Origin of the sequence: Salmonella sp. SAL04157 (genome assembly GCF_046551635.1) — a bacterium.
Lineage (GTDB): Bacteria > Pseudomonadota > Gammaproteobacteria > Enterobacterales > Enterobacteriaceae > Salmonella > Salmonella enterica.
Genome location: NZ_JBGDVS010000004.1, coordinates 296,840 through 322,305, shown reverse-complemented (window position 1 = coordinate 322,305; position 25,466 = coordinate 296,840). Strand labels below are relative to the sequence as shown.

The window sequence follows — 25,466 nt, the reverse complement described above, 5'->3', positions numbered from 1 at the left end:
CAGCCGCCGTCCGGCAGGCGACGCTTACAAATATAGCGCCGGCAAAATCAGCTTCGCCACCCCACGCGCGCGCAATCCGTCTGCCAGCCGTTCCACCTCTTGCGGCGTCGCGCCTGGCCAGGCTTTCGCTTCGCCATAGACGCCATGCGCATGAAAGGCATTCAAACGCACCGGAACCTCGCCCAGCGAAGTAATAAACGCCGCCAGTGAATCGATATGCGCCGCATAGTCCACCTGACCCGGGATAACCAGCAACCGCAGCTCCGCCAGTTTTCCCCGCGCAGCAAGAAAGCGGATACTGCGCTTAATATGCGTGTTATCACGTCCGGTCAGACGGTGATGACACTCGCTCTTCCAGGCTTTCAGATCGAGCATTACGCCGTCGCAAACCGGCAGTAGTTTTTGCCAGCCGGTCTCGCTTAACTGACCATTACTGTCCACCAGGCAGGTCAGCCGTTGTAACTGCGGATCGGCTTTGATCGCCGTAAATAGCGCCACAATAAACGGTAATTGCGTGGTCGCCTCTCCGCCGCTGACGGTAATACCTTCAATAAACAGCGATGCTTTACGAATATGACGCAGCACATCGTCAACGCTCATGGTCTGCGCCATTGGCGTTGCCCGCTGTGGGCACATTTTCAGGCAGGTATCGCACTGCTCGCAGACGTCCGACCGCCATACCACTTTCCCGCCATCAACGCTGAGGGCGTGATGCGGACACTGCGATACGCATTCCCCGCAGTCGTTACAGCGACCCATCGTCCACGGGTTATGGCAATTCTTGCAGCGCAAATTGCAGCCCTGTAAGAATAATGCCAGGCGGCTGCCTGGCCCATCGACGCAGGAAAACGCAATGATCTTACTGACTAAAGCGCATCTGTTGTTCATGGCTGACTACGCGTGGCTGTCGTTCCAGGATGCGGGTATTACGTGCGGCTTCTTCTCCCAGCCAGGTGGTATTCGTGCGCGAGCCTTCGGCGCGAAATTTCGCCAGATCCGACAGGCGCACCATATAACCGGTGACGCGCACCAGATCGTTGCCGCTGACATTGGCGGTAAATTCCCGCATCCCGGCTTTGAACGCGCCAAGACAAAGCTGGACCAACGCCTGCGGATTACGCTTGATGGTTTCGTCCAGCGTCAGAATGTCGCTGATCCCGGCATGATAAAAGGCATGGTGCGGTGCGACGGTTTGCAAATGGGTGATAGGGTCCGGTTCATCGCCATACGGCAGACGCGCGCCCGGCGTAGTGCCGATATCGGAACTTATGCCAGACTGGGCATGGAGCAGCGCCCGTTGCTTCCAGCCATACTTCACTGGCGTATTTTCGACGAAATCCGCCAGTTGGGCGCTGATACGGTAGCCCAGCTCGTTCGCCGTTTCATTCTTGCCGTAACGGGCGTTCAGGCCCGCGTTTTCGCACAGCAGATTCACGGCTTCCGCCAGCCCGTACATACCGAACATCGGCGCAAAACGTTCGGGATCGATCAAACCTTCCTGTACAAGAAAGCTATTCTCAAAGAAATGTGACTTTTCATAGAGGAATTCACATCGTGAATTAATGATGGCGATCTGCTGTCGGCAGTAGTGCGGTAGCGTACGTGAAAAGAAGTCATCGACAGACGTACTGCGTTCTGCCACGGCTTTCAGGTTGAGACGTACCAGCGTACTGCCGCCGCCGCCAAGCGGTAGCGAGTTATAACAACTGACGATGCCATAATGGCCTTTTGTGAAAATTTTATCATTTACAGGGCCGTTGGAAATGTGTGGCTTACTGCATTCGCAAATGTTTTTGGCGACTTCCAGCAGCAGATCGTCCGGCGTAATTTCCGCATCGTAGATAAACGTCAGGTTAGGCGCCACCTGCTTTAGCTCGGCATCAGCGCGCAAAATCGCTCGTGTGACAGGCGTATCGGCAGGGCCAATATTGGCATGCATAAAGGCGTCTGGCAGCGTTCTGTCGAGATAACGCCAGAAACGTTTTATTCGAATATCGATCGCATCTTGTGTTAGAATTCTAACATACGGTTGCAGCAACGCATCAAGCTGGCCGAGATAAACCGGCATGGACGTCACGGAAGGTACGTGATGATACAGAATGGTGAGTAGGGATAACGCATCATCCAGATCTTTCGCGCCTTCCAGTTCCAGCCACTGTGAACCGTTAGCCAGAAATCGGGCGTAATCGGGCAACACGTAGCGCGGTTTGAAGGGGACGTGCCCCTCAAACATATCGCAAATGACGCCTTCATCCAGCGCCTGGCGGGCATCTTCCGGCAGGGTGGGATAAGGCAGGGCGTTTTCAGCTTCCAGCGCCAGAAAATGGCGTTTTTGTTCAGGCGTGAGCACCGGGCTGGTCACAATTTGCTGGCAACGCTGCTGGAGCGCAGTTTCGCATGAGGCAGGCATCTTCGTTTCCTCTTTATGCCGGGACGATGCGCTATTGTAGAAAATGGCGGCAAACCGACTTTGATCCTGATGCGCTTATCGCTCGAAGAACAGACGGTGACGGCGGGATAATTTGATTCAGATCTCATTACAGTAATGCAAATTTGTACGTAGTTTTCATTAACTGTGATGTATATCGAAGTGTAATCGCGAGTGAATGTTAGAATATTAACAGACTCGCAAGGTGAAATTTTATACGGCAATGCCGTTGGAGAATGTCATGACTGATTTAAAAGCAAGCAGCCTGCGTGCGCTCAAACTGATGGATCTGACCACTCTGAACGATGACGACACCAATGAAAAAGTGATCGCGTTGTGTCATCAGGCAAAAACCCCGGTCGGGAATACGGCGGCGATTTGTATTTACCCGCGTTTTATCCCGATTGCGCGTAAAACTCTGAAAGAACAAGGTACGCCGGACATCCGCATTGCAACGGTGACTAACTTCCCGCATGGCAATGATGACATCGATATTGCGCTGGCGGAAACCCGTGCGGCGATCGCCTACGGCGCTGACGAAGTGGACGTGGTATTCCCGTACCGTGCGTTGATCGCCGGTAACGAGCAGGTGGGTTTTGACCTGGTAAAAGCCTGTAAAGACGCTTGTGCCGCAGCAAACGTATTGCTGAAAGTGATTATCGAAACCGGCGAGCTGAAAGAAGAGGCGCTGATTCGTAAAGCCTCTGAAATCTCCATTAAAGCCGGTGCGGATTTCATCAAAACCTCTACCGGTAAAGTGCCGGTAAACGCTACGCCGGAAAGCGCGCGCATCATGATGGAAGTGATCCGCGACATGGGCGTTTCCAAAACCGTTGGCTTCAAACCGGCGGGCGGCGTACGTACGGCGGAAGACGCGCAGAAATTCCTCGCGATTGCAGACGAACTGTTTGGCGCTGACTGGGCAGATTCTCGTCACTACCGCTTTGGCGCATCCAGCCTGCTGGCAAGCCTGCTGAAAGCGCTGGGTCACGGCGACGGTAAGAGCGCCAGCAGCTACTAAGCTCTGATTTGCCGGATGGCGCTGCGCTTATCCGGCCTACAAATCCAGGCCTGTAGGCCGGATAAGGCGTTAACCGCCATCCGGCGATGTAAGCCTTCTACTCTTTTCCCTCAGGAGGGTACCGTGTTTCTCGCACAAGAAATTATTCGTAAAAAGCGTGATGGTCATGCGTTGAGTGACGAAGAAATTCGTTTCTTTATCAATGGTATTCGTGACAATACTATCTCTGAAGGGCAGATTGCCGCCCTGGCGATGACCATCTTCTTCCACGATATGACCATGCCGGAGCGTGTTTCGCTGACCATGGCGATGCGGGATTCCGGTACTGTCCTTGACTGGAAAAGCCTGAATCTCAATGGCCCGATTGTCGATAAGCATTCGACCGGTGGCGTAGGGGACGTGACGTCTCTGATGCTGGGGCCAATGGTAGCGGCCTGCGGCGGTTATGTACCGATGATCTCCGGTCGCGGCCTCGGACATACCGGCGGTACGCTCGATAAACTGGAAGCGATCCCGGGCTTCGACATCTTCCCGGACGACAACCGTTTCCGCGAAATTATTCAAGACGTGGGTGTGGCGATTATTGGGCAAACCAGCTCGCTTGCACCGGCGGACAAACGTTTTTACGCCACCCGCGATATTACCGCGACGGTGGACTCTATTCCGCTGATCACTGGTTCCATCCTCGCCAAGAAACTGGCCGAAGGGCTGGATGCGCTGGTAATGGACGTAAAAGTCGGCAGCGGCGCGTTTATGCCAACCTATGAACTTTCTGAAGCCCTTGCTGAAGCGATTGTCGGCGTGGCAAACGGCGCGGGAGTTCGCACTACGGCGTTGTTAACCGATATGAACCAGGTGCTGGCTTCGAGCGCCGGTAACGCGGTGGAAGTGCGTGAAGCCGTGCAGTTCCTGACCGGTGAATACCGCAATCCGCGCTTGTTTGACGTTACCATGGCGCTATGCGTGGAGATGCTGATCTCCGGTCAGCTGGCGAAAGACGACGCCGAAGCGCGTGCCAAACTGCAGGCGGTGCTGGATAACGGTAAAGCGGCAGAAGTCTTTGGTCGTATGGTGGCCGCGCAGAAAGGGCCGAGCGATTTCGTTGAGAACTACGATAAATACCTGCCGACTGCCATGTTGAGCAAAGCGGTATATGCTGATACCGAAGGGTTTATCAGCGCAATGGATACGCGTGCGCTGGGGATGGCGGTCGTCTCGATGGGCGGTGGGCGTCGTCAGGCGTCTGATACCATTGATTACAGCGTTGGCTTTACCGACATGGCCCGTCTGGGCGACAGCATCGACGGGCAGCGCCCGCTGGCGGTGATTCATGCCAAAGACGAAACCAGTTGGCAGGAAGCGGCGAAGGCCGTCAAAGCGGCAATTATCCTTGACGATAAAGCGCCAGCAAGCACACCTTCGGTCTATCGTCGAATTACTGAATAGTTGTATACTGATCTGATCAATTATTTTTGAAGCACTAAGTACGGAGAAGATATGAAACGTGCATTTATTATGGTGCTGGACTCATTCGGCATCGGCGCTACTGAAGACGCGGATCGTTTTGGCGACGTAGGTTCCGACACTCTGGGCCACATCGCAGAAGCTTGCGCCAAAGGCGAAGCTGACAATGGCCGTAAGGGCCCGTTGAATCTGCCTAACCTGACTCGTCTGGGGCTGGTGAAAGCGCATGAAGGCTCTACCGGTAAAATTGCCGCTGGCATGGACGGCAACGCGGACGTTATTGGCGCATACGCATGGGCGCACGAACTGTCTTCCGGCAAAGATACGCCGTCCGGCCACTGGGAAATCGCTGGCGTGCCGGTGCTGTTCGACTGGGGCTATTTCAGCGATCACGAAAACAGCTTCCCGCAGGAACTGCTGGATAAGCTGGTAAAACGCGCCAACCTGCCGGGCTATCTCGGTAACTGCCACTCTTCCGGCACCGTTATTCTGGACCAGCTCGGCGAAGAGCACATGAAAACCGGCAAGCCGATTTTCTACACCTCCGCTGACTCCGTGTTCCAGATTGCCTGCCACGAAGAGACCTTTGGCCTGGATAAACTCTACGAGCTGTGCGAAATCGCCCGTGAAGAGCTGACCGAAGGCGGCTACAACATTGGCCGCGTGATCGCGCGTCCGTTTATCGGCGACAAGGCCGGTAACTTCCAGCGTACCGGCAACCGTCACGACCTGGCCGTAGAACCGCCAGCGCCGACCGTGCTGCAGAAACTGGTCGATGAAAAACAGGGCCACGTGGTGTCCGTCGGTAAGATTGCCGACATCTACGCCAACTGCGGCATCACTAAGAAAGTGAAAGCGACCGGTCTGGACGCGCTGTTCGACGCGACCCTCAAAGAGATGAAAGAAGCGGGCGATAAAACCATCGTCTTCACTAACTTCGTCGACTTCGACTCTTCCTGGGGCCACCGTCGCGACATCGCGGGCTACGCCGCAGGTCTGGAGCTGTTTGACCGCCGTCTGCCGGAGCTGATGGAGCTGGTGGGTGAAGATGACATTCTGATCCTGACCGCTGACCACGGCTGTGACCCGAGCTGGACCGGTACTGACCATACCCGTGAGCACATTCCGGTGCTGATCTACGGTCCAAAAGTCAAACCGGGCTCTTTAGGTCACCGTGAAACCTTTGCGGATATCGGCCAGACGCTGGCGACCTACTTTGGTACATCGCCGATGGACTACGGTAAAAACATGCTGTGATACCCGTTGTCTTTCGCGCTGTAGATGCGTTGACTTCATTCGCTCACCCCGGTCACATAGTTCATCTATGCTCCCGGGGATTCACGAATTCGTCGCCTTCCTACAACGCGAAATCCTTAGGGTATTTCACTGTTTTTACAGACGTTTTGTAGGCCTGATAAGGCGTAGCCGCCATCAGGCAATAACAACAAATTTAAAGGGAACTGAAGATGGCAACTCCACATATTAATGCAGAAATGGGTGATTTCGCTGACGTCGTATTGATGCCGGGCGACCCGCTGCGCGCGAAGCACATTGCTGAGACTTTCCTCGAAGATGTTCGCGAAGTGAACAACGTTCGCGGCATGTTAGGTTTCACCGGGACTTACAAAGGCCGTAAGATCTCCGTGATGGGCCACGGTATGGGTATCCCATCCTGCTCCATCTACACCAAAGAGCTGATCACCGATTTCGGCGTGAAGAAAATCATTCGCGTCGGCTCCTGCGGCGCTGTGCGTATGGACGTCAAACTGCGCGACGTGGTGATCGGTATGGGTGCCTGCACCGACTCCAAAGTGAACCGTATCCGTTTTAAAGATCATGACTTCGCGGCTATTGCTGACTTCGACATGGTACGTAACGCAGTTGATGCGGCAAAAGCGCTGGGCGTTGACGCGCGCGTGGGCAACCTGTTCTCTGCAGACCTGTTCTACTCTCCGGACGGCGAAATGTTCGACGTGATGGAAAAATACGGCGTACTGGGCGTAGAGATGGAAGCGGCGGGCATCTACGGCGTTGCGGCTGAGTTTGGCGCGAAAGCGCTGACTATCTGCACCGTGTCCGACCACATCCGTACCCACGAGCAGACCACTGCCGCTGAACGTCAGACGACCTTCAACGACATGATCAAAATCGCGCTGGAATCCGTACTGCTGGGCGATAAAGAGTAAGATTGTGAAGGGGGCCAGAGCAGGCCCCCTTCATCGTTTATTTCGTCAGCACTTCCCACTGTAAATTGCTTTCTAGCATGACCGTATCGGTAGAATGTGTAAATTGATTATCGTTCAAGACAGGTGTTAATGTCAGCATGACGTTCATCATTTTCCCACTGACCTGCTGGTTATTATCCATCGCGATAATACCGTTGTTATTATGTAGCAACAGACTATCCAGGGCACTGTCATTGGGAGCAAAGCTCACTCTATCAAGGGTGCTGGCAATAGGATAACTTTTACCATCTACTATCATCTGACTAACACGTACGACGAGACCACCGTTATTTCCAAAATAAAATCGTCCCTTTTCCCCCGCAGAGGCCTGCACAAAAAGAGCAATATTCTGGCTTTTTGGGCAACTCACACTAACGTGAATCTCCTGTGAAGACATTTGATTCCAGCCTTGCTGAGAATTGACGATATCATCTTGCTTAAGCCAGCCAAAGCTGACGTTTGGCGAAGAGAACGTTATTTGGCAGTCATCGTCGGCACGGGCTGATGGAGGGAGTAGTGCGGTGAAGATACAACATATAGCAATCCTCAACCATTTGCTGTTGGATTTCATTGACAGACTCCCTTTGCCGTTTCATAAAATGCCTCTTTATCCTGGATTTTCTGCAGCGTGTAGTTGATGCGACACAGACGATTCATATTATCATCAGCGGCATATAACGCAGGATTATCCGCAACATCGGTGATAAATACGCGTCCGCTGTCGACAGCGCTGACCAAATAGTTATTTTTTTCATCTACAATGCTGGTGCCTTTAGGTAGCCATGAGCCGTCCGGACGCTTTACTGCCAGCATCACACGGCGTGTATTCAGCACGTTGAAATCCAGTACCCGAAAAGCGCTGTGCGCGACGGTAATATTCTTAATACCGTTTGCCAGTTCCATACTCTTTGGTAGCGTATTCGCATTAACCTCTACGCGGGATTTCCGCCATTCAGTTAGCCCCGGAATGACGGCCTGCCCCCAGTGGTCAGTCCAGATTCGCCCCTGTGGCGTGGCGATTTCAATGCCGCTTTCTGGTTCACTCAGGCGTGCGATAGCAAAGGTATTTTTGATGGTGTAAGGCGAGAACGTTATGCCATGTTCGTGTGCAGCGATGCCCCCGCTGAAGGTTGCGTTATAGTTGCGGTAATTATCGCCATCAGTGCCGCCGCCCACGCTGAGTTGAGTGTAATGGAGATTGCTATTGAGATTACCGTTGAAGCTATTTTGCTGGTTTTTTGCATCACGATCCGCAGAAATATAGTAATGGGTATCTTTACTCAGCGAACCATTATTTTGTAGCCCGTAGGTTGTTTTATCACCTTGATTACGCATATAAGCGCCGACGCGCTGCTCACCTAGTGGAATGCTGATGTTGATGTAAAACATATCATCATCATTACTGCCGTTATGATTCTCATCATCCTGATTAACAGCGTGCTGCCAGTTAGCGGTAATTGAGGCATATTTAAATGTTTTGCCCCAGGAAGCCATTATACTGCGAGAGTCGTTGTCATTATCCGTAGCCTGATAAGTGTAATAACCCAGAGAGAAGGTACCTAACAGATTATGGTTCCAGGCGATATTAGCACTGGAGCTGCTTTGGTATTCGTAAGCATCTTTATTGAGCGCATCCGTTAACTCTCGATATCCGTCGCTGTAACGGGCGGTACTGACGTCAAGGCTAATTTCCCCGGGCAGCGCCATGCTGGCGCGTAGTTCACTTTTCGCACCCTGCAGAGATTCGCCAAAGGACGCTTTACTGCCCAGCATTGAGCCGGAAAACGTCCATTTGTTGGTTGGAAGCCATTGCAGCATACCTCCTGCCGCTTGATAGTCTTGTGCCAGTACGCCAGACGCCTGCGCCAGCCAGTTTTCACTCAGTTTCCAACCATCGCTGATGTTATAGATCCAGGGGAGAGAATAGTCGCTGGTGGTATCACGTACGCGCCCTATGGACATTGTCAAGCCTGCGGGCGTGAGTTCGCGTAAATTAAAGGATACTGCCGGCACCGTGAAGGTTGTCGTTGAGCCATCGGTTTCAACGACGCTGACGTTAAGGTCGGTATTGCTGCGTATGATGGGGACATTTTCAAGGGTAAATGCCCCAGCGTTCACTGGTGCGGTATAAATAATCTGTCCGGACTGACGAACTTCAACGCGAGCCTGGTGGGTTCGGGCAATACCGTTAATGGTTACGCCTTGTGTATCCTGTGCCAGCCCTTGTTCAGGGATAAGCTGTACGCCGTTGATCGGCGCGCCACTGAATAGACTGGAGTTGACGTTGATCTGCCCAACTTGCGCACGCATTTTTTGTGCCTGAAATACGTGCTCCGCATAGGTATATAGACTATCGGTACGGTATTCTCCATCATTATTCGTCAGCATGTAGCGGCTGCGCAGCGTCCATTCCGCGAAGTTTAAGCCAGCTTCAAGGTTTGCCTGGGCATAGTTTCGGCTATCGCTACCTGATGACTCGCTGCGACTGGCGTACAGGTTATAGTTAAATAACCCGGCGGTGCCGCCTTTAATCACGTTGTTTAGCGAGAGTAAGTTATTATCCAGAGCCTGCGCCGGAACAAAAAGCTCCAGCGATTCACTGTTTGGCAGTGGGGTAATAATCGCTGAGGGATAATCTTCTTGTAGGCTATGGCATGTTTCTTTGGCGCTGATATTAAGCGGTACGAGCCCGCTGGCGCTGAGGAAATCGTCATCCACGCAAAGCTGGCCTTCTGAGTCGAAACGCGCGACCAACGACCCTCTATTTACGCCATTGATCTTTACCATGACGGTGTGGCTGCCTGGTAGAAAACGCGGCGCACGGGAAAAATATTGTGCCACGTTGGGGCTAATGCCTCTGGAGGTGAGAATACCCATGTCAAAATTCAGCTCCTCCGCCAGAGCCGAAAACGTCGTGGTCGCCAGTGAGCAATAAAGCGCAGTTTTGATGTATAGCGGCAGTTTTAAATACTTCACGTGCTAGCTCTCATCACGGCACCAGCGGTGAGGTAAAGCTGGGGACTTCAATGCCGTAACGGCTGGCAGGGTAAAAACGTACGGATGTATCAGCAGCAAGGGGCGTTTTTATACTGACGTTCAATGTTTCGCCGGGCAGAATATAGGTTTTTTTAATCGTGCCTTCGCCCCCGGAAGGTAAGAAGGTAATATTTTGGGCTAAACGTACAACGTAGGGAGACGGATTTTTGACGTTGATTGTTTGTCCGTTTCTGGACCAGGTTAATAATTTCCAGGCATCAGTAACGACCGGTAGATTTTTAGGACGAATTAATACCGGCAAATCCTGGCGTAGATTAAAACCTATTTTCATTCCCTTATTGGTAGATTTCGGAGGAATACCTTCAAACGTGACGCGTTTATAGTGCTCGACGGTGAGCGGTTCCGTGCTTTCCATAATAAAGCGTAGTTGCTGCTGCTGGCCTGCTTCAACGCGAACAACCGGTTGAGTGACATCCAGTTTCACACCATTGTCGTCAGGTAAATCAACGACGGTGGTATATAACAAAGCCGGATTGCTGTCGGTGTTTTTAACATTCATTACGCCGCTGTGTGTGGATTCTTCAATCACCAGTAGCGTAGTTTCCGGTACCATGCCGGCAGCGTTAGCCTGTGAAAAGAGTGCTGAAAAAACAAAGGGGACGCTGAGTAATAATAATGGAAGTTTAGTCACTGCTGGCATCAGAATTAGTCCTTTAATTTTAATCTGTCTCCCCATAATAAGGGAGACAGATCAATAACCTTTTTATACGGTCTGGATCAGAGATATTTAAGCGTGATGGTTGCCTGACCATCCAGAACAGTATCATCAGTAATGGCCAGCGTTGCAGTATCCTGAATGGCCAGTGAGGTTTTCAGCGGGAAAATGGCAAGAGTATACGGAACTGGTTCGGTGGTGCCTTTTGTAGCAACGGTAAACATTTCCATATTGCCGTTTTTGATAATCCCGGTGGTGGACTTCTGCCAGACTGGGCTATCAACGGTTCCTGAGATAGCGTCAGATTTTACACCATCAGCGGTAACGTTCGCGGTATCGGTATAAATAGAGAACGCGCCGATTTTTACACCTTCGGTTGTTTTGCCAACGCCGTAGGACATTGTGGTATCAGATACTATACCATTAGTCATATTGCCATTGGCTATGGAGATAACGGATGCGCCTGGGTGGGTGTCCGCACGGTCATCGGTAATAGTCCAGGCTGCTTTGGTTGCAGATGGACAAGAGATACTCAGAGAGACATCTTTAGTGCCCAGTTGGTTTACATCGGTTGCGGAAAGTGTGGCGAGGCGGATAGTACCGTAATCAACCACGCCGCCGTCGCTGAGTTCTGGGGTACAACCGCCAACAATCAGTTGACCGGTGACTTTTAATACGGCGGTGGTGTCAGCATTCACGCTGGTTGTAGCAAAGGCTGCTGCAATTGCAGTAATAAGCAAAATTTTTTTCATTATAGTTCCATTAAAGAGGTGTTGAATATTCCATGTGAATGCTGGAGTTACAGATATACGAGTGTAAAGGTCGCCTGACCATCAAGCGTGGTGTTATCGGTAATAGCCAGTGTGTCCGTTCCCTGTATAGCGGCAGCTACGCGTATAGGAAATGTTGCAATGGTAAAAGCGGCGGGGCCATTTTCATCGCCGACACTATATGTAGTGATATTTGGAAATGTATTTGTAAGCGCAACGAATTCGTTTCCTGTGATAGCCCACAAATCTGGATTATTACTACTTGACGCTACCATTTTCGTCTGAATTCCATCGGCGGTCGCATTATTCAAGTCCATAGAGAGGCCGAATGAACCAATGTTGATACCACCTGCTGTTTTACCCAGACCTAGCTGATAGTTTGGTATTCTATTGTTCTGATGTCTAAATGTTGCGTCATCGATAGTCAATGATGTTACCGAATCGGCATGATTATCGGTAGCGGTCCAGCCAACTTTTGCCGGTGCAAGACACTGAATCGTGAGTGTTATATCTTTGTATCCCAGTTGATTCGTCTCAGTTGGCAGCAGATCGCTAACGGCCTTAGTACCGAAATCTACAACCCCACCATCACTTAACTCTGGTATACATGCGCCGTTGGTTAAAACGCCAGTCAGTTTTAATACAGCAGTGGATTCAACCGCTTGCGCTGAAGTTGATAATCCTATTACGACAGAGGTCGCTATTAATAATTTTTTCATCAGTAATCCCTAACGATTAAGTATATTTCCAAAGAACATGTAATGCGCGCCGGGATTCTATGAAGAGAATGATAGGTTGTAAATTTAATAAAATTAAATCTTGCTTAAGAAAAACTTTAATCATCATTGGTGATGATAAAAGGTTTATAATTCGCTGGGTTTATGAAGTGCGGGGGAATAATATTAATTTTAAAGATTATAGTAGTTGGCGAGTGTGTTTTAACTATTTGTGCTATTCGCTCATTTTTCAGAATATGTTGTTATGTTTAAATAATATCAGAGACACATTCATCTCTCTGATATTATTCATTTAGCGCACTGCTCCGGCAATCCACGCCGATAATTCCCGCAGTTCTTTTTCCTGCTCCGGGAAATCAACCAGTAACGCTTCGCACGCCTGTTGCAGCATATCCGCGCGGTACAAACACCCTTGCAGTCGCCCCGCCAGCGCTTCCAGCGGTGCCGGGTTCAGGCTATCGGTAAACACCTGCGCACGGGTGATATGACCTTTCTCGACGTCAAAATGCAGCTCGACGCCGCCCCAGGTGAAGCGTTCGTCCAGCAGATGGCTGAACGCCGGTGCCTGGCCGAAATTCCACTCCCAACTGCTCTGGCGCGCAAAGGTTTCGGCAAAATTCGGCAGATCCGGCGTTTTATCCGGTGAAATCACTTCCGCGTCGACACGTTCGCCGTAATGAGCGAAAAAGGCTTCCGTGACCGCCTGGCAGACCTGTTGATGGGTGATACCCGGTAATAGCTCGGTAAGATTAGCCACGCGGGAGCGAACGGAGGTAATCCCTTTCGCCGCAAGTTTCTTTTTATCGGGATTCAGATAGTTCGCCAGACGGCTGAGGTCGGCGTTCAATAGCAGCGTACCGTGATGGAAACCGCGATCTTTGGTTTCGCGATAGGCTGAACCGGAGACTTTGCGATCGCCGTCCGGCGTTTTTACGACCAGATCGTTGCGTCCCGAAGCATCGGCCATGACCCCCAGTGAATTCAGCGCCGCGAGCACAATATGGGTGGAGATGGTTTTATCGTATTCCGGTTTACCGGCCATAAAGGTAAAACAGGTATTACCGAGGTCATGGAATACCGCGCCGCCGCCGCTGCTACGGCGGGCCAGACGGACGTTATCTTCTTCCATACGCCGCGTATTACACTCTTTCCACGGGTTTTGCGCGCGTCCAATGACCACCGTATCCGCGTTGCGCCACAGGAACAGCACGCGCTGGGTGGCGGGCATCTGGCGGAAAATGCACTCCTCGACCGCCAGGTTAAACCAGGGATCGTAAGAGTCAGAAATAAGCAGGCGTAATGTAGTCATGGTGGTTTTCCTTACCTTTATTAAGCCGTCATTTTACTCTTTTTCCTCACGCTCTTCCTCTTCCGGAACAGGCTTGCTGGCCGTTAACAGGAAGGGGGACTGCTGCCAGCGGGTGCGTTTACCTTGTAGCAAGGTGCGCGTCAGCACCACGCCTATCGCCAGCGAGAGTAGCAGCATCAGGCGTAGAATGTTGGTGGTGTTATCGACCTGCTTTGCTTCGGTGGCCAGCGTGTGGGTATCCAGCGTCAGACGCAGGTAGCCCAATGGGCCGTTTTTGCCCTGGATAGGCTCGACAATTTGTTGGTTAAAATAGCTGCCCGCTTTTTTGCCATCCAGCGCCAGCCTGTCGCGCACGTTGACGCTTTCGCCAGCGCGAGTAATAAGATCGCCCTGTTCATCATAGACGCCGGCATCCAGAATACGGCTCTCTTGCGTGAGCTGACGCAGCACGGCATTGATGCGATTTTCATCCGGTGTTTCGCTGCGCATCAGCGGGGCGATGTTGAGCGTCACCTGGCGCGCCAGCGTGCGGGCCAGCTCTTCCAGCTGCGGATTGCGCTGTCGCTGGTGGTTTTGACTAAACCAGGACGCGCCCTGCATAAGCGCGACGAGCAGTGTGAGACAGAACAATACAATGACTGCACGATGCAGCCGAAATTTCAGTTTTGCGCGAGCCATATTCCACCTGCTGAAAATTTGAGGCTTAATGTTGCCAGAAGCGATGGTTACAAGGTAGCCTCATGCGTTATTTTCCGCGGGGCGGTTACCGGCCTGAACGATTTACAGGAGCTTTAATGCCTAACATTACCTGGTGCGATCTGCCTGAAGATGTCTCTTTATGGCCTGGTTTGCCTCTTTCTTTAAGCGGCGACGAGGTGATGCCTCTGGATTACCATGCAGGCCGCAGCGGTTGGCTGCTGTATGGGCGCGGGCTGGATAAGCAGCGTTTAACTCAATATCAGACCAAACTGGGCGCCGCAATGGTGATTGTCGCCGCCTGGTGCGTGGAGGATTATCAGGTCATTCGTCTGGCGGGGTCGCTGACGCCGCGTGCGACGCGGCTGGCGCATGAGGCGCAGCTGGATGTCGCGCCGCTGGGTAAAATTCCGCATCTGCGCACGCCGGGGCTGCTGGTGATGGATATGGATTCCACGGCGATCCAGATTGAGTGTATCGATGAAATCGCTAAGCTGGCTGGTACCGGTGAGAAGGTGGCTGAAGTGACGGAGCGCGCGATGCGCGGCGAGCTTGATTTTACCGCCAGCCTGCGTAGCCGCGTGGCGACGCTGAAAGGCGCGGATGCCGATATTTTGCGCCAGGTGCGCGGGAATCTGCCGCTAATGCCAGGATTAACGCAGTTGGTGCTAAAACTGGAAGCGCTTGGCTGGAAAATCGCTATCGCCTCCGGCGGCTTCACTTTCTTCGCCGACTATCTGCGTGACCAGCTACGTCTGACGGCGGCGGTCGCCAATGAGCTGGAGATCATGGACGGTAAATTTACCGGTCACGTTATCGGCGATATTGTGGATGCTGAGTATAAAGCCAATACCTTGCTTCGTCTGGCGCAAGAGCATGATATCCCGCTGGCGCAGACGGTGGCGATTGGCGACGGCGCTAACGATCTGCCAATGATCAAAGCGGCAGGGTTAGGTATTGCCTTCCATGCCAAGCCAAAAGTAAACGAAAAGACGGAGATTACGATCCGCCACGCTGACCTGATGGGCGTGTTTTGCATTCTCTCCGGCAGCATGAACCAGAAATGATTAACCTGCCCAATGGCAAGGCGACCGTAGGCCGGATAAGCGTCAGCGCCATCCGGCAACAGCGTTAACGAAAGAGGTAAAACGTGGCAAAAGCTCCAAAACGCGCCTTTGTTTGTAATGAATGTGGTGCCGATTACCCGCGCTGGCAGGGGCAATGCAGCGCCTGCCATGCCTGGAACACCATTACCGAGGTGCGCCTTGCCGCATCGCCGACGGTGGCGCGTAACGAACGTCTGAGCGGATACGCCGGCAGTGCGGGCGTATCAAAAGTGCAGAAACTGTCTGACATCAGTCTTGAGGAACTGCCGCGCTTTTCTACCGGTTTTAAAGAGTTTGACCGCGTGCTGGGCGGCGGGGTGGTACCCGGCAGCGCCATTTTGATTGGCGGTAACCCCGGCGCGGGCAAATCAACGTTGCTGCTGCAAACGCTGTGCAAGCTTGCCGAGCAGATGAAAACGCTGTACGTCACCGGCGAAGAGTCGCTACAGCAGGTGGCGATGCGCGCGCATCGGCTTGGCCTGCCGACGGCGAATCTGAATATGCTGTCGGAAACCAGCATCGAACAAATTTGCCTGATTGCCGAAGAAGAACAGCCGAAACTGATGGTGATCGACTCCATACAGGTGATGCATATGGCGGACATCCAGTCGTCGCCGGGCAGTGTCGCTCAGGTCCGCGAAACGGCAGCCTACCTGACGCGCTTCGCCAAAACGCGCGGCGTGGCGATCGTGATGGTCGGCCACGTCACCAAAGACGGGTCGCTGGCGGGGCCGAAAGTGCTGGAACACTGTATCGATTGCTCAGTATTGCTCGACGGCGACGCCGATTCTCGTTTCCGCACGCTGCGCAGCCACAAAAACCGCTTTGGCGCAGTCAATGAGCTGGGCGTCTTCGCCATGACCGAACAGGGGTTGCGCGAAGTGAGCAATCCGTCCGCCATCTTTTTAAGCCGTGGCGATGAGGTCACTTCCGGCAGTTCAGTGATGGTCGTCTGGGAAGGTACGCGACCGTTGCTGGTGGAGATTCAGGCGCTGGTCGATCACTCGATGATGGCGAACCCCAGGCGCGTGGCGGTCGGTCTGGAACAAAACCGTCTGGCAATCCTGCTGGCGGTGCTGCACCGACACGGCGGTCTGCAAATGTCGGATCAGGACGTCTTCGTCAACGTGGTCGGCGGCGTGAAAGTCACCGAAACCAGCGCGGATCTGGCTTTACTGCTGGCGATGGTCTCCAGCCTGCGTGACAGGCCGTTGCCGCAGGATCTGGTGGTGTTTGGCGAAGTGGGGCTGGCAGGCGAGATTCGTCCGGTGCCGAGCGGGCAGGAGCGTATTTCCGAGGCGGCGAAACACGGTTTTCGTCGGGCGATTGTGCCTGCCGCCAACGTACCGAAAAAGCCGCCGGAAGGAATGCAGGTGTTCGGTGTTAAAAAGCTCGCAGATGCGTTAAGCGTGTTTGACGACTTATAATTCGCTGTATGCAGCGATGTTGTATAATTTGCCGGATGGCGATGCAATGCGTCTTATCCGGCCTACGGATTGATACGGATTGATGTTGTAGGCCTGATAAGCGAAGCGCCATCAGGCAGTGTTATGCGATTTTTCCAGCAGGAGGCTCTTGTGTCATCGTTCGACTATCTCAAAACCGCGATTAAGCAGCAAGGTTGCACTCTGCAACAGGTGGCTGACGCCAGCGGTATGACCAAGGGGTATCTGAGTCAGTTACTTAACGCCAAAATCAAAAGCCCCAGCGCGCAAAAACTGGAGGCGCTACACCGTTTTCTCGGGCTGGAGTTTCCCCGCCGACAGAAAAACATTGGCGTGGTGTTCGGTAAATTTTATCCATTGCATACCGGACACATCTACTTGATCCAGCGGGCCTGTAGCCAGGTGGATGAGCTGCACATCATTATGGGATATGACGATACGCGCGACCGCGGGCTGTTTGAGGATAGCGCCATGTCGCAGCAGCCCACCGTGTCGGATCGCCTGCGCTGGTTATTGCAAACCTTCAAATACCAAAAAAATATTCGCATCCACGCCTTTAATGAAGAGGGGATGGAGCCTTATCCGCATGGCTGGGACGTCTGGAGCAACGGCATTAAAGCGTTTATGGCAGAGAAGGGAATACAGCCGAGCTGGATCTACACTTCCGAAGAGGCTGATGCGCCGCAGTATCTTGAGCATTTAGGGATTGAGACGGTGCTGGTCGATCCTGAACGCACGTTTATGAATATCAGCGGGGCGCAAATCCGCGAAAATCCGTTTCGTTACTGGGAATATATTCCTACCGAAGTGAAGCCGTTTTTCGTGCGTACCGTCGCTATACTGGGCGGGGAATCAAGCGGCAAGTCTACGCTGGTCAATAAGCTCGCCAATATTTTTAATACCACCAGCGCCTGGGAATATGGCCGCGACTATGTCTTTTCGCATCTGGGCGGCGATGAGATGGCGTTACAGTATTCCGATTACGATAAAATCGCGCTGGGTCATGCACAATATATTGATTTTGCAGTGAAATATGCGAATAAAGTGGCGTTTATCGATACCGATTTCGTCACCACCCAGGCATTTTGCAAAAAATACGAAGGGCGCGAGCATCCCTTTGTCCAGGCGCTGATCGACGAGTATCGCTTCGACCTGGTGATTTTGCTGGAGAATAATACGCCGTGGGTAGCTGACGGACTGCGAAGTCTGGGCAGTTCAGTGGATCGCAAAGCGTTCCAGAACCTGCTGGTCGAGATGCTGAAAGAGAACAACATTGAGTTCGTTCACGTTAAAGAGGCTGATTACGATGGCCGCTTTTTGCGCTGTGTGGAACTGGTGAAAGAGATGATGGGCGAGCAGGGATAAGAACCAATGCCTGATGCGACGCTTACCGCGTCTTATCAGGCCTACAGTTTCACAACGTACTGGAATCGCTGGGTTTGTAGGCCGGGTAAGCGCAAGCGCCACCCGGCATTCAGACATTTATTTGGCAATACGCTTGTACTTGATACGCTTCGGCTCCAGCGCCTCGGCGCCCAGCGTGCGTTTCTTGTACTCTTCGTATTCGGTAAAGTTACCTTCGAAGAATTCCACCTTACCTTCATCCTGATAATCCAGAATGTGGGTGGCGATACGGTCAAGGAACCAACGGTCGTGCGAGATAACCATCGCGCAGCCAGGGAACTCCAGCAGGGCGTTTTCCAGCGCGCGCAGGGTTTCGATATCCAGGTCGTTCGTCGGTTCGTCGAGCAGCAGGACGTTGCCGCCCACCTGCAGCAGCTTCGCCAGGTGCAAACGACCGCGCTCACCGCCGGACAGTTCGCCAACGCGTTTGCCCTGATCGACGCCTTTGAAGTTGAAGCGGCCTACATAGGCGCGGCTTGGCATTTCAGTGTTGCCGATCTTCATGATATCCAGCCCGCCGGACACTTCTTCCCAGACGGTTTTGCTGTTGTCCATCGCGTCGCGGAACTGATCGACCGAGGCCAGCTTGACGGTTTCACCCAGCGTAATGGTGCCGCTATCAGGCTGCTCCTGACCGGACATCATGCGGAACAGGGTCGATTTACCCGCGCCGTTTGGCCCGATGATCCCGACGATAGCGCCTTTCGGCACCGAGAAGCTCAGGTCATCGATCAGTACGCGGTCGCCGTAGGATTTACGCAGGTTGCTGACTTCAATGACTTTGTCGCCCAGACGCGGTCCTGGTGGAATAAACAGTTCGTTGGTTTCGTTACGTTTCTGATACTCAACGCTGTTCAGTTCTTCAAAGCGAGCCAGACGCGCCTTACCTTTCGACTGACGGCCTTTCGCGCCCTGACGCACCCACTCCAGCTCTTTCTCAATGGATTTACGGCGAGCTGCTTCCTGAGACGCTTCCTGCGCCAGACGCTGATCTTTCTGCTCCAGCCAGGAGGAGTAGTTGCCTTCCCACGGAATACCTTCGCCGCGGTCAAGTTCCAGAATCCAACCGGCGACGTTATCGAGGAAGTAACGGTCGTGGGTAATCGCCACGACCGTGCCTTCGAAGTCGTGCAGGAAACGTTCCAGCCATGCAACAGATTCGGCATCCAGGTGGTTGGTGGGTTCGTCGAGCAGCAGCATATCCGGCTTTTCCAGCAACAGACGGCACAGCGCCACGCGACGGCGCTCGCCGCCGGACAGTTTTTCGACTTTGGCATCCCAGTCCGGCAGACGCAGGGCGTCAGCTGCGCGCTCAAGCTGCACGTTCAGGTTATGACCGTCGTGCGCCTGGATAATCTCTTCAAGCCGGCCTTGCTCTGCGGCCAGCTTGTCGAAGTCGGCATCCGGATCGGCGTACAGCGCGTACACTTCATCCAGACGTTTGAGGGCGTTAACCACTTCCGAAACGGCCTCTTCAATCGACTCGCGTACCGTGTGTTCCGGGTTTAGCTGAGGTTCCTGCGGCAGGTAGCCAATCTTAATGCCGGGCTGCGGGCGCGCTTCGCCCTCGATATCTTTATCGAGACCCGCCATGATGCGCAGCAGGGTAGACTTACCGGCGCCGTTAAGGCCCAGCACGCCGATTTTGGCGCCAGGGAAGAAGCTCAGCGAGATGTTTTTCAGAATATGACGTTTCGGCGGAACCACTTTGCCGACACGATGCATGGTATAAACGAATTGAGCCACGTTGGACTTCGCCTCTATGTTTATCGTGATGGTGAATAGATGTCAAAGGCGAAGTGTAGCCTTTTTCCCTGCCTAAGCCCAGCCAGCAGATCGCACTCGCAATAAAAGTAAAAAAGTGTCCGTAACGTGGCGCAAATGGCTATGACTGGTTAGCATAAATTCATTACGCGGCATGATGCTGCATTGGATAACAATTGAGGAAGTGCTTGTGGATAGAGCCAAACCATTTGTCTGGCGTCTCGTCGCCGCCAGCGTATGCCTGCTGACCTTTTGTCACCTCGCGCGGGCCGACTCACTGGAAGAGCAGCGTAACCGCTATGCGCAGATTAAGCAGGCCTGGGACAACCGCCAGATGGATGTGGTAGAGCAGATGATGCCGGGTCTGAAAGATTATCCGCTCTACCCGTATCTGGAATACCGTAAGATCACCGACGATTTGATGAACCAACCGGCGATTGCTGTCACGCAGTTTGTGCGCGCCAATCCTACGCTTCCGCCTGCGCGTACGCTGCAATCACGCTTCGTCAATGAGCTGGCGCGTCGTGAAGACTGGCGCGGCTTGCTGGCGTTTAGCCCGGAGAAACCCGGCACCACGGAAGCGCAATGTAACTATTACTACGCGAAATGGAGTACCGGGCAAACGGAAGCGGCCTGGCAGGGCGCGAAAGACCTTTGGCTGACCGGCAAAAGTCAGCCGAATGCCTGCGATAAACTTTTCAGCGTTTGGCGGGCCTCCGGCAAGCAAGACCCGCTGGCGTATCTGGAACGTATTCGGCTGGCGATGAAAGCCGGGAATACGGGGTTGGTTACGGTGCTGGCCGGACAGATGCCGGCGGAATATCAAACGATCGCCTCAGCGATCATTACCCTGGCTAATGACCCTAATAACGTGTTGACCTTCGCACGCACCACCGGCGCCACCGATTTTACCCGCCAGATGGCGGAAGTCGCGTTTGCCAGCGTCGCCCGCCAGGACGCGGAAAATGCGCGTCTGATGATCCCCTCGCTGGTACAGGCGCAGAAACTTAATGAGGAACAAACGCAGGCGCTGCGCGATATCGTTGCCTGGCGACTGATGGGCAACGATGTGACCGATGCGCAGGCGAAATGGCGCGATGACGCGATTATGCGCTCGCAATCGACGTCGCTTATCGAGCGGCGCGTGCGTATGGCGCTGGGGATGGGCGATCGTCGCGGTCTCAATACCTGGCTTGCCCGACTGCCAATGGAGGCGAAAGAGAAAGACGAGTGGCGTTACTGGCAGGCGGATTTATTGCTGGAGCGCGGTCGTGACGCCGAAGCGAAAGAGATCCTTCATGCTTTAATGCAGAAGCGCGGTTTTTATCCGATGGTCGCGGCGCAGCGTTTAGGCGAAGAGTACACGCTTAAAATCGATAAAGCGCCCGCCAACGTAAACAGCGCGTTGACGCAGGGGCCTGAGATGGCGCGTGTACGGGAGCTGATGTACTGGAACCTGGATAACACGGCGCGCAGCGAATGGGCGAATCTGGTAAAAAGCCGTAGTAAATCTGAACAGGCGCAGCTGGCGCGCTATGCGTTTAACCAGCACTGGTGGGATCTGAGCGTACAGGCGACGATCGCCGGAAAACTGTGGGATCATCTGGAGGAGCGTTTCCCGCTGGCGTATAACGATCTTTTTACCCGCTATACCCGCGGAAAAGATATCTCACAAAGCTATGCCATGGCGATTGCCCGCCAGGAGAGCGCCTGGAACCCGAAAGTAAAATCGCCGGTAGGGGCCAGCGGCTTAATGCAGATTATGCCGGGAACGGCCACCCATACGGTGAAAATGTTTTCGATTCCGGACTACCGCGGCCCCGGTCAACTGCTGGAGCCGGAGACCAACATCAACATTGGCACCAGCTATTTGCAGTATGTCTATCAGCAGTTTGGTAATAACCGTATTTTCGCCTCGGCGGCGTATAACGCCGGGCCGGGACGCGTGCGCACCTGGCTTGGCAATAGCGCCGGGCGTATCGATGCCGTAGCGTTTGTCGAAAGCATTCCCTTTTCGGAAACGCGCGGCTACGTGAAAAACGTTCTGGCCTATGACGCTTACTATCGCCACTTTATGGGGCAGAAAGAGGCCTTAATGAGCGACTCTGAGTGGCAGCGGCGGTATTAATGCAGACGGGTTATGTTATCATTTGTACTCGTGTAACAGTACAAACGGCGGTATAACATGACCCAGCATTCCCCTTATTCATCGGCTATCGCCGAACAACGTAATCAGGAGTGGCTTCGTTTTGTGGAGTTACTCCGTCAGGCATATGCAGAGGATCTGCATCTGCCTTTATTACAACTGATGCTTACGCCGGACGAGCGTGAAGCGCTGGGAACGCGCGTGCGCATTATTGAGGAGTTGCTGCGTGGCGAAATGAGCCAGCGCGAGTTGAAAACCGAGCTGGGGGCGGGCATCGCCACCATCACGCGCGGGTCAAACAGCCTGAAATCCGCGCCGGTTGAACTGCGTCATTGGCTTGAGAATGTACTGCTGAAAAACGCCTGATTTGCTCGTAGGCCGGATAAGGCGAAGCGGCCATCCGGCGACATCGCCGCGAAATGCCTGATGGCGCTGTGCTTATCAGGCCTACAACATAGCGCAAATAATTATCGATACACCGCGTTATGAAACGGGCTTAACGCCAGGATCACCGCCTGGTAGTAAACGCTGGAGCGCGTTAATTTTCCGGCGGTAAATACGCCAATGGCGCCCTCTTTGCGACCAATCTCGTCAATACCTGTGTACTGCGACATCACCGGGCCAAGCGCTTCCCCCTGGTGGACTCTGTCGAGAATGACGGCGGGCAGCGGCAGCGTGGCCGATCGCGCTTCACCGCGCTGAACGCCGTTATCAATCACCACCCAACTGAAGGTGGCGTCATCGTCAATTCCGGCTTCAATGGCTACCCAGAAATCAGCTTGTGGATGCAGGCGTCGCGCATTATCCACGCGATTTCGTGCGCCAGCACGCGTTTCCTCGCTTCCGAAGGGCTGCTCCGGTACGCCGCTCTCGACGGCGACGGGCGTAATATGGCACGATCCTTCGCCGAAAATCTCTTCAAATGCCTGTAGAATTGCCTGAATTTTGGCAGGATTGGTGGTCGCAGAGATAACCTGGTGCATAATTAAGCTCAGTTTTAAAAATTTATCGCAGTATAACGGAAAAAAAACATGTTACAGGTATACCTTGTTCGCCACGGTGAAACGCAGTGGAACGCCGAGCGACGTATTCAGGGCCAATCGGACAGTCCCCTGACAGCAAAAGGCGAGCAGCAGGCCATGCAGGTAGGAGAACGCGCCCGCAGCCTCGGCATCACCCATATCATCAGCAGCGATTTAGGCCGCACAAAACGCACGGCGGAGATTATCGCCCAGGCGTGCGGGTGTGATATCACCTTTGACTCCCGCCTGCGCGAGCTGGATATGGGCGTGCTGGAAAAGCGCCAGATCGATTCGCTGACGGAAGAAGAAGAGGGCTGGCGTCGTCAGTTAGTCAACGGCACGCAGGATGGCCGCATTCCCGGTGGGGAATCAATGCAGGAGTTGAGCGATCGCGTTCATGCCGCGCTGGCGTCCTGTCTGGAGCTACCGCAGGGCAGCCGACCTTTATTGGTCAGTCACGGTATCGCGTTGGGCTGTCTGGTCAGTACTATACTGGGACTACCCGCCTGGGCGGAACGCCGGTTACGTTTGCGCAACTGCTCTATTTCCCGCATCGATTACCAGGAAAGTCAGTGGCTGGCGTCTGGGTGGGTGGTAGAAACCGCAGGGGACGTTTCGCATCTGGACGCCCCTGCATTGGATGAGCTACAGCGTTAACGACGAATCGGGATCAGAAATTCGCAGCGCAGGTTGATAGGGCGATCGCCGGTTTTGGTATCTTCTGACGGGTAGTATCGCTCTATATCCTGTCCTTTACGACGGGTCAGATTCAGCATTGGCATACAGGTGCCGTAAACGGTCAGGATAAAATCCTGCACGCCGGTTCCTAACCCTTCATAGGTGAACATGACGTATTCACCGCCCTGCAACAGCACGGGATGCGCCGACTGAACATAGCCATCGGCCTGCTCTTGCGGCAGTGCGGTGGTATAGAATACTTCCTGCTCATCGTCTTTCTCCATGCTGGGGCGCGTTTCATTAAGCCCATAAAGCACTGGCGGAATAGTTGGCGAATGACCGAGGAAATCATGCCAGAATTGCACGCGCATTTCGTGGCGGAAGTCGGAAATCTGTTCCAGCGAGCAGGAATAGCTCTGCGTGACGCCAAGGAGCGGCGTATCTTCCAGCGTAACGAACTGATGTTCCGGCACGGTAAACTCGCCCAGCCGTAATGGCGGGCGAATGCCAAAGGCGCTCCATTCCGAGGAGCGACGATACAGCGCTGGCGTCTGGGAAAACTGTTTCTTAAAGGCGCGCGTAAAGGTTTGCTGAGAATCGAAGCGGTACTGAAGAGCAATATCCAGAATTGGACGCGCGGTCAAACGCAGCGCCACTGCTGATTTCGATAAACGACGGGCGCGGATGTAAGCGCCAATGGCGTGGCCCGTCACGTCCTTAAACATTCTCTGCAGGTGCCACTTGGAATAGCCTGCTTTTGCCGCCACATTGTCAAGTGACAGCGGCTGATCCAGATGACCTTCCAGCCAGATTAACAGGTCGCGAATTATGCCAGCCTGATCCATAAAATATCCCCATCCTTTCAACAACGAGCACCCGATATCAGGTAAGAGGATAATAGCATTTTTTGTTCTTTTAGCATTCAGTGTTTTTTTTGAGCTTAAATGCTTTTTTTAGGCAACGTGACAGGTAATTATTCTAATCCTGTGATCTATAACCATTTTATTTTAGAATGTCTAATAATTACGCAACGTAACTTTTATGAATGGTAACAATATGAAATACAAGAGCTTAGTACTTTTCTCAATTTTGTTGCTGCTGGGGCAGAGCGCCCGCGCGGAACAAATTGGTTCAGTCGATACGGTATTTAAAATGTTCGGTCCTGACCATAAAATCGTGGTGGAAGCTTTTGACGATCCTGATGTCAAAAACGTGACGTGCTATGTTAGCCGGGCGAAAACGGGCGGCATAAAAGGCGGATTGGGGCTGGCGGAAGATACGTCTGACGCCGCTATCTCTTGCCAGCAGGTCGGGCCTATTGAACTGAGCGACAAAATTAAGAACGGCAAGGCGCAGGGAGAGGTGGTTTTCAAAAAACGCACCTCATTGATATTTAAGTCATTGCAGGTCGTGCGTTTCTATGATGAGAAACGCAACACGCTGGCGTATCTGGCCTACTCCGACAAAGTAGTCGACGGGTCGCCGAAGAACGCCATCAGCGCGGTGCCGGTCATGCCGTGGCGACAATAACAGGGAAAG

General features: G+C 53.2%; 23 protein-coding genes. 11 read left to right on the top strand and 12 right to left on the bottom strand.

The features are described 5' to 3' along the window. Nucleotides 1-24: 24 nt before the first annotated feature. Nucleotides 25-888, bottom strand: a complete 864-nt coding sequence (locus ACLJRE_RS11285; protein WP_023212764.1) for a YjjW family glycine radical enzyme activase — start codon at nucleotides 886-888, stop codon at nucleotides 25-27. Continuing rightward, nucleotides 860-2,410, bottom strand: coding sequence for a YjjI family glycine radical enzyme (locus ACLJRE_RS11280; RefSeq protein WP_023212763.1), 1,551 nt, complete (start codon nucleotides 2,408-2,410; stop codon nucleotides 860-862). Before ACLJRE_RS11280 ends, ACLJRE_RS11285 begins: the two co-directional genes overlap by 29 nt. A gap of 259 nt (nucleotides 2,411-2,669) precedes the next feature. Between ACLJRE_RS11280 and deoC the strand changes: the two genes are divergently transcribed. The 4 genes from deoC to deoD all read left to right on the top strand — a co-directional run bounded on the left by deoC (nucleotide 2,670) and on the right by deoD (nucleotide 7,099). Beyond that, nucleotides 2,670-3,449 carry a deoxyribose-phosphate aldolase gene (deoC, locus tag ACLJRE_RS11275; protein ID WP_001519713.1) on the top strand — a complete coding sequence of 260 codons (780 nt, stop codon included), beginning with the start codon at nucleotides 2,670-2,672 and terminating at the stop codon, nucleotides 3,447-3,449. A gap of 123 nt (nucleotides 3,450-3,572) precedes the next feature. Continuing rightward, a complete protein-coding gene (deoA, locus tag ACLJRE_RS11270; RefSeq protein ID WP_000477840.1) occupies nucleotides 3,573-4,895 on the top strand; it encodes a thymidine phosphorylase in 1,323 nt (440 codons plus the stop codon). A 51-nt stretch (nucleotides 4,896-4,946) separates the two neighbouring features. Beyond that, nucleotides 4,947-6,170, top strand: coding sequence for a phosphopentomutase (deoB, locus tag ACLJRE_RS11265; protein WP_000816454.1), 1,224 nt, complete (start codon nucleotides 4,947-4,949; stop codon nucleotides 6,168-6,170). Between the two features lie 209 nt (nucleotides 6,171-6,379). Further along, nucleotides 6,380-7,099: a purine-nucleoside phosphorylase gene (deoD, locus tag ACLJRE_RS11260; RefSeq protein WP_000224864.1), complete on the top strand. Its 720-nt coding sequence runs from the start codon at nucleotides 6,380-6,382 to the stop codon at nucleotides 7,097-7,099. A gap of 37 nt (nucleotides 7,100-7,136) precedes the next feature. Here the strand turns inward: deoD and ACLJRE_RS11255 are convergent, their stop codons facing one another. From ACLJRE_RS11255 to ACLJRE_RS11225, 7 genes are all read right to left on the bottom strand, one after another. Then, complete coding sequence (locus ACLJRE_RS11255) at nucleotides 7,137-7,709, bottom strand: hypothetical protein (RefSeq protein ID WP_023212762.1); 573 nt, start codon at nucleotides 7,707-7,709, stop codon at nucleotides 7,137-7,139. Next, on the bottom strand, nucleotides 7,706-10,114 hold the full coding sequence (locus ACLJRE_RS11250) for a fimbrial biogenesis outer membrane usher protein (RefSeq protein ID WP_015406150.1): 2,409 nt from the start codon (nucleotides 10,112-10,114) through the stop codon (nucleotides 7,706-7,708). The genes ACLJRE_RS11255 and ACLJRE_RS11250 overlap by 4 nt, the downstream gene beginning before the upstream one ends. 13 nt (nucleotides 10,115-10,127) lie before the next feature. Next, nucleotides 10,128-10,835 carry a fimbrial biogenesis chaperone StjC gene (gene stjC, locus ACLJRE_RS11245; RefSeq protein WP_001112028.1) on the bottom strand — a complete coding sequence of 236 codons (708 nt, stop codon included), beginning with the start codon at nucleotides 10,833-10,835 and terminating at the stop codon, nucleotides 10,128-10,130. 77 nt (nucleotides 10,836-10,912) lie between these two features. Beyond that, nucleotides 10,913-11,602 carry a DUF1120 domain-containing protein gene (locus ACLJRE_RS11240; protein WP_000722272.1) on the bottom strand — a complete coding sequence of 230 codons (690 nt, stop codon included), beginning with the start codon at nucleotides 11,600-11,602 and terminating at the stop codon, nucleotides 10,913-10,915. A gap of 47 nt (nucleotides 11,603-11,649) precedes the next feature. After that, entirely contained in the window at nucleotides 11,650-12,339 is a 690-nt protein-coding gene (locus ACLJRE_RS11235; RefSeq protein WP_000734712.1) for a DUF1120 domain-containing protein, read from the bottom strand. A gap of 310 nt (nucleotides 12,340-12,649) precedes the next feature. Then, nucleotides 12,650-13,666 carry a lipoate--protein ligase LplA gene (gene lplA / locus ACLJRE_RS11230; protein ID WP_001647421.1) on the bottom strand — a complete coding sequence of 339 codons (1,017 nt, stop codon included), beginning with the start codon at nucleotides 13,664-13,666 and terminating at the stop codon, nucleotides 12,650-12,652. A gap of 33 nt (nucleotides 13,667-13,699) precedes the next feature. After that, a complete protein-coding gene (locus ACLJRE_RS11225; RefSeq protein ID WP_000090067.1) occupies nucleotides 13,700-14,344 on the bottom strand; it encodes a YtjB family periplasmic protein in 645 nt (214 codons plus the stop codon). Between the two features lie 116 nt (nucleotides 14,345-14,460). On the opposite strand from ACLJRE_RS11225, the gene serB reads away from it, so the two are divergent. The 3 genes from serB to nadR all read left to right on the top strand — a co-directional run bounded on the left by serB (nucleotide 14,461) and on the right by nadR (nucleotide 18,278). Next, nucleotides 14,461-15,429, top strand: coding sequence for a phosphoserine phosphatase (gene serB / locus ACLJRE_RS11220; protein ID WP_001132983.1), 969 nt, complete (start codon nucleotides 14,461-14,463; stop codon nucleotides 15,427-15,429). An 83-nt stretch (nucleotides 15,430-15,512) separates the two neighbouring features. After that, nucleotides 15,513-16,895 (top strand): DNA repair protein RadA, encoded by a 1,383-nt coding sequence (gene radA / locus ACLJRE_RS11215; protein WP_001029710.1) that lies wholly within the window; start codon nucleotides 15,513-15,515, stop codon nucleotides 16,893-16,895. A 150-nt stretch (nucleotides 16,896-17,045) separates the two neighbouring features. Beyond that, nucleotides 17,046-18,278 (top strand): multifunctional transcriptional regulator/nicotinamide-nucleotide adenylyltransferase/ribosylnicotinamide kinase NadR, encoded by a 1,233-nt coding sequence (gene nadR, locus ACLJRE_RS11210; protein ID WP_000093829.1) that lies wholly within the window; start codon nucleotides 17,046-17,048, stop codon nucleotides 18,276-18,278. A 117-nt stretch (nucleotides 18,279-18,395) separates the two neighbouring features. Here the strand turns inward: nadR and ettA are convergent, their stop codons facing one another. After that, nucleotides 18,396-20,063, bottom strand: coding sequence for an energy-dependent translational throttle protein EttA (gene ettA / locus ACLJRE_RS11205; protein WP_000046773.1), 1,668 nt, complete (start codon nucleotides 20,061-20,063; stop codon nucleotides 18,396-18,398). Between the two features lie 208 nt (nucleotides 20,064-20,271). On the opposite strand from ettA, the gene sltY reads away from it, so the two are divergent. Together sltY and trpR are read left to right on the top strand one after the other, a co-directional pair. Further along, the gene (sltY, locus tag ACLJRE_RS11200; protein ID WP_000373272.1) at nucleotides 20,272-22,209 is read left to right on the top strand and encodes a murein transglycosylase; all 1,938 of its coding nucleotides are present in this window, start codon (nucleotides 20,272-20,274) and stop codon (nucleotides 22,207-22,209) included. A 57-nt stretch (nucleotides 22,210-22,266) separates the two neighbouring features. After that, the gene (trpR, locus tag ACLJRE_RS11195) at nucleotides 22,267-22,593 is read left to right on the top strand and encodes a trp operon repressor (protein ID WP_000192003.1); all 327 of its coding nucleotides are present in this window, start codon (nucleotides 22,267-22,269) and stop codon (nucleotides 22,591-22,593) included. A 101-nt stretch (nucleotides 22,594-22,694) separates the two neighbouring features. Here trpR and yjjX read toward each other — a convergent pair whose 3' ends face one another. Next, entirely contained in the window at nucleotides 22,695-23,210 is a 516-nt protein-coding gene (gene yjjX, locus ACLJRE_RS11190; protein ID WP_000554308.1) for an inosine/xanthosine triphosphatase, read from the bottom strand. Nucleotides 23,211-23,258: 48 nt separating this feature from the next. Between yjjX and gpmB the strand changes: the two genes are divergently transcribed. Further along, nucleotides 23,259-23,906 carry a 2,3-diphosphoglycerate-dependent phosphoglycerate mutase GpmB gene (gene gpmB / locus ACLJRE_RS11185; RefSeq protein ID WP_000942363.1) on the top strand — a complete coding sequence of 216 codons (648 nt, stop codon included), beginning with the start codon at nucleotides 23,259-23,261 and terminating at the stop codon, nucleotides 23,904-23,906. On the opposite strand, the gene robA is transcribed toward gpmB, so the two are convergent. Further along, nucleotides 23,903-24,772 (bottom strand): MDR efflux pump AcrAB transcriptional activator RobA, encoded by an 870-nt coding sequence (gene robA / locus ACLJRE_RS11180; protein WP_000371685.1) that lies wholly within the window; start codon nucleotides 24,770-24,772, stop codon nucleotides 23,903-23,905. The two genes, gpmB and robA, sit on opposite strands and share 4 nt — an antisense overlap. 211 nt (nucleotides 24,773-24,983) lie before the next feature. On the opposite strand from robA, the gene creA reads away from it, so the two are divergent. Further along, entirely contained in the window at nucleotides 24,984-25,457 is a 474-nt protein-coding gene (creA, locus tag ACLJRE_RS11175) for a protein CreA (RefSeq protein ID WP_000875811.1), read from the top strand. The last annotated feature ends 9 nt before the right edge of the window (nucleotides 25,458-25,466 follow it).